The 2,174-nt window shown below is 40.7% G+C and carries 2 protein-coding genes; both read right to left on the reverse strand.

What is annotated here, in order from left to right:
* The coding region (locus AC3LHT_RS10550) for an ABC transporter transmembrane domain-containing protein (RefSeq protein WP_488662865.1) at nucleotides 1-812 on the reverse strand (812 nt) is incomplete at its 3' end.
* 1 nt (nucleotide 813) lies between these two features.
* On the reverse strand, nucleotides 814-2,174 hold a 1,361-nt coding region (locus AC3LHT_RS10555), incomplete at its 5' end, for an ABC transporter ATP-binding protein (protein WP_488662866.1).

Below are 2,174 nucleotides of genomic sequence, written 5' to 3' on the forward strand. Positions count from 1 at the left end.
TCAGCCAGGAAAGCATTTATTATTGCAAGCCGTGTTCTAACTTTTCTATACGCGATACGGTCAAAATACCTGAACACCAACGTACTAACCAGTATAAGCGGAAGGATGAGCAATGATATGGTACCAAGATAAATTGACATTTTAAGCATGACTACAACGATCCCCACCAGTAAAACTACATCTTTAACCAGTGATGTTATAACGCTACTAAAAAATTCAGCAAGGTTTTTTGTGTCGTTGGCAACTCTAGTGGACAATCGTCCACTTGGTGTGGTATCAAAATAGCGCATGGGTAATCTTGTAATATGCTTGAACAAATCCATCCTTATGTTATGTGTTATTTTCTGGCCCATATAGTTGGTAATGTAAACTTGAAGATAAACAGCCACGAACATTGCTATGAGGATAAGAAGCATGTAAATCACGATCTTTGTGAGTCCATTTAAATCCGAGACACGAAGCTCCTTCAACTTCTCGGGGCTTACGTTATAGCTATTCTCACCGTCAGTGAGTATATAACTTCCATCTTCTAACTGTTTCAAGTGAAAAGCTCCCTGCGGGTCATTATTGATAATAGGGCTACCGTTAGATAATTCAACCGAGTAGGTATGATCTGCATTCATATAGTCGTCTATGGCTACCTTTGAAAGATAAGGAAAAGCCAGATCCAATCCAGCAGAGGCAATTATCAAGATAATGCCGATGATAAAGAGCCAAATATAGGGATGTACGTATTTCCAGAGTCTCTTGATAATAGACCAATCTTCAACTTTGTATTTATCTTCTGATTCAGCATAGACGCTTCGAGGCATATTATTCCTCCTCTAATTTCTCTTCTAACAACTGCCGTTCGTACATCCTTTTGTATAAGCCGCCAAACTCCATAAGCTCATCATGGGTTCCGCTTTCGATTACTTTTCCATCGTGTAGAACATAAATTGTGTCTGCATCCCTTACAGCCTTCAGCCGATGAGAAATAACAATTACTGTTCGCAAATCGGCTCCTTCCCTGAGAGATGAAATTATCTTAAGCTCTGTTTCCGTATCCACTGCCGAAAGGCAGTCATCAAGGATGACAATTGGAGATTTCTTTAAAAGCGCTCTTGCAATTGCAATACGCTGTTTTTGACCGCCTGAAAGAGTTACTCCCCGTTCTCCAACCTTCGTTTGGTAACCTTTGGGGAAGTCATTTTCAATATCATTGTGAATAGCCGCAATAGAAGCATGAAAGATGATTTCCTCATCAGAGGCTTTTTCAACGCCGAAAGCTATGTTGTTTTTAACCGTCTCAGAAAACAGGAATGTTTCCTGAGGAACGTAAGCGATGTTTTCGCGCAAGACAGCAGGATCAATATTATTTATATCTCTTCCATCGACAAAAACTTTTCCTTCTGGAACCGGGTATAATCGGGTTAATACCTTTGCCAGAGTTGATTTTCCAGAGCCCGTTGTCCCCACTATTGCAATTTTGCTTCCAGCTGAAACATGAAGATGTACATCTTTTAAAACTGCTTCTCTGCTGCTTGGATATTTAAACGTGAGTCCTTCTATTTCTATGTTCCCGATCAGCTTTTCAACATGAGTAGGTTTCTTTGTGATAATATCCGTCTCTTCATTAAGCAGTTCCTTGAGCCGGCTGTATGAAGCCCGACCGCGCTGGATGATGTTTATTAGCCATCCAGTAGCCATCATTGGCCATATCAACATACCAAGGTAAGTTGTAAATGTCACAAATTCTCCAAGAGTCAGTTGGCCGGTGATTACAGCCCTACCACCAAAGGACATGGCAATTACATAACCAATAGACGCTAATAATTGAATCAGAGGGAAAAACATTCCCCAAACGCGGATCAGTGAAATGTTTTTTCGCACGTAATCATCGGATTTACCATGCATCATTTCATATCTTGAATTTTCTTGACCATAGCTCTTTATGACCCTTATTCCAGAAATGCTTTCCTCGGCAGAGTCTGTCATTACGGCAAAGGCTGCCTGTACCTTCTTAAAGCGTGTGTGTATTAACCTACCGAAAAAAGCAGAAATCAGTGCAAGTGGCGGTAAAGGGATTATGACTATCCAGGTAAGCTTCCAGCTTATAAGAGAACCCATTGCGAAAACAGTTACCAGTGTCATGAATATAGCATCAACAGACATTACTATCGCTGGCCCCATTG

The sequence above is a fragment of the Kosmotoga sp. genome (genome assembly GCF_982836095.1).